The 3,306-nt window shown below is 54.5% G+C and carries 1 rRNA gene; it reads right to left on the minus strand.

The window, feature by feature from the left end:
- Nucleotides 1–6: 6 nt before the first annotated feature.
- Nucleotides 7–3,133 (minus strand): 23S ribosomal RNA (locus AC5RWA_RS21570).
- Between the last annotated feature and the right edge of the window lie 173 nt (nucleotides 3,134–3,306).

The raw sequence follows: 3,306 nt of genomic DNA on the forward strand, positions 1-3,306 counted from the left end.
GGGTGTGTGGTGTAAGTTGTTGGCCTATTAGTACCGGTCAGCTTCACGAGTCGTTAGTCCTCGCTTCCACATCCGGCCTATCAACCCAGTGGTCTGGCTGGGGGCCTCTCACACACGAGGTGTATGGAAATCTCATCTTGAAGCGAGCTTCCCGCTTAGATGCTTTCAGCGGTTATCCCATCCGAACGTAGCTAATCAGCGGTGCACTTGGCAGTACAACTGACACACCAGAGGTTCGTCCGTCCCGGTCCTCTCGTACTAAGGACAGCCCTTCTCAAATTTCCTGCGCGCGCAGCGGATAGGGACCGAACTGTCTCACGACGTTCTAAACCCAGCTCGCGTACCGCTTTAATGGGCGAACAGCCCAACCCTTGGGACCTACTCCAGCCCCAGGATGCGACGAGCCGACATCGAGGTGCCAAACCATGCCGTCGATATGGACTCTTGGGCAAGATCAGCCTGTTATCCCCGAGGTACCTTTTATCCGTTGAGCGACGGCCATTCCACAATGTACCGCCGGATCACTAGTCCCGACTTTCGTCCCTGCTCGAGATGTCTCTCTCACAGTCAAGCTCCCTTGTGCACTTACACTCGACACCTGATTGCCAACCAGGCTGAGGGAACCTTTGGGCGCCTCCGTTACTTTTTAGGAGGCAACCGCCCCAGTTAAACTACCCATCAGGCACTGTCCCTGACCCGGATTACGGGCCGAAGTTAGATGTCCAAAGTGACCAGAGTGGTATTTCAACGATGACTCCACCCGAACTGGCGTCCGGGCTTCAACGTCTCCCACCTATCCTACACAAGCCACTCCGAACACCAATACCAAACTATAGTAAAGGTCTCGGGGTCTTTCCGTCCTGCTGCGCGTAACGAGCATCTTTACTCGTACTGCAATTTCGCCGAGTTTATGGTTGAGACAGCGGGGAAGTCGTTACTCCATTCGTGCAGGTCGGAACTTACCCGACAAGGAATTTCGCTACCTTAGGATGGTTATAGTTACCACCGCCGTTTACTGGGGCTTAAATTCTCAGCTTCGCCGTGAGGCTAACCGGTCCTCTTAACCTTCCAGCACCGGGCAGGAGTCAGTCCGTATACATCGTCTTGCGACTTCGCACGGACCTGTGTTTTTAGTAAACAGTCGCTTCCCCCTGGTCTCTGCGGCCCCGATCCCCTCCACACCGCAAGGGTGTATCAAGGTTGGGGCCCCCCTTCTCCCGAAGTTACGGGGGCATTTTGCCGAGTTCCTTAACCATAATTCTCTCGATCGCCTTAGTATTCTCTACCTGATCACCTGTGTCGGTTTGGGGTACGGGCGGCTAAAACCTCGCGTCGATGCTTTTCTCGGCAGCATAGGATCACCAAATCCCCCCAAACGGGGGTCCCATCAGATCTCAGGCATCATGAACAGCGGATTTGCCTACCGTTCGCCCTACATCCTTAGACCGGGACAACCATCGCCCGGCTCGGCTACCTTCCTGCGTCACACCTGTTAATACGCTTGCCTCCCAGGATCAGGTCCTGCGCTCCACCAAAACCCTCACACCACAAGGGTGATCGGGCAGGTCTCGGGCAGTTAGTATCCCCTGTTCAGCATGGGCGGTTTTTCGCCGGTACGGGAATATCAACCCGTTGTCCATCGACTACGCCTGTCGGCCTCGCCTTAGGTCCCGACTTACCCAGGGCAGATTAGCTTGACCCTGGAACCCTTGATCATTCGGCGGACGGGTTTCTCACCCGTCTTTCGCTACTCATGCCTGCATTCTCACTCGTGTAGGCTCCACCGCTGGTTTACACCGCGACTTCACCGCCCACACGACGCTCCCCTACCCATCCAAACACCTGAACCACGAAGGCTTAGTCATTGTTTGAATGCCACAACTTCGGCGGTGTACTTGAGCCCCGCTACATTGTCGGCGCGGAATCACTTGACCAGTGAGCTATTACGCACTCTTTTAAGGATGGCTGCTTCTAAGCCAACCTCCTGGTTGTCTGAGCAACTCCACATCCTTTCCCACTTAGCACACGCTTAGGGGCCTTAGTTGGTGGTCTGGGCTGTTTCCCTCTCGACTATGAAGCTTATCCCCCACAGTCTCACTGCTGCGCTCTCACTTACCGGCATTCGGAGTTTGGCTGACGTCAGTAACCTTGTAGGGCCCATTAGCCATCCAGTAGCTCTACCTCCAGCAAGAAACACGCAACGCTGCACCTAAATGCATTTCGGGGAGAACCAGCTATCACGAAGTTTGATTGGCCTTTCACCCCTACCCACAGCTCATCCCCTCCATTTTCAACTGAAGTGGGTTCGGTCCTCCACGACGTCTTACCGTCGCTTCAACCTGGCCATGGGTAGATCACTTCGCTTCGGGTCTAGATCACGCCACTGCAACGCCCTATTCAGACTCGCTTTCGCTACGGCTGCCCCACACGGGTTAACCTCGCGACGTAACACTAACTCGCAGGCTCATTCTTCAAAAGGCACGCCGTCACCAGAATCAGACTGGCTCCGACGGATTGTAAGCACACGGTTTCAGGTACTGTTTCACTCCCCTCCCGGGGTACTTTTCACCTTTCCCTCACGGTACTGGTCCGCTATCGGTCATTAGGGAGTATTTAGGCTTATCAGGTGGTCCTGACAGATTCGCACGGGATTTCTCGGGCCCCGTACTACTTGGGATACTCTCACAGGCGGTACAAAACATTACGGTTACGGGGCTAACACCCTCTCTGGCCGGCCTTTCAAAACCGTTCACCTATGCACGCACATCACACCCCACCAGCCCGGCAGAACTGGTATGGAAAGTCCCACAACCCCGACCATGCAACGCCCGCCGGCTATCACACATGGAACGGTTTAGCCTGATCCGCGTTCGCTCGCCACTACTAACGGAATCACTATTGTTTTCTCTTCCTGCGGGTACTGAGATGTTTCACTTCCCCGCGTTCCCTCCACGCACCCTATGTGTTCAGATGCGGGTCACCAAGTCACTCGCGCGCTTGGCGGGGTTTCCCCATTCGGACACCCTGGGATCACAGTCCGGTTATCGACTCCCCCAGGCTTATCGCAGATTCCTACGTCCTTCTTCGGCTCCTAATGCCAAGGCATCCACCGTGTGCTCTTAAAAACTTGACCACAAAAGATCAAAAAACAAGTTTTCGAGAGAACCACGAAAACCGTTCCCCCACCCACAAGGAGTGAAGAACCAGATCCAGGTTCATATTCTTGGAAATTGCTTCTTATAAAAGATGCTCGCGTCCACTATGTAGTTCTCAAACAACAACCCCAAACCACACACCCCACACACA

It is taken from the genome of Arthrobacter sp. 210 2, assembly GCF_059093025.1.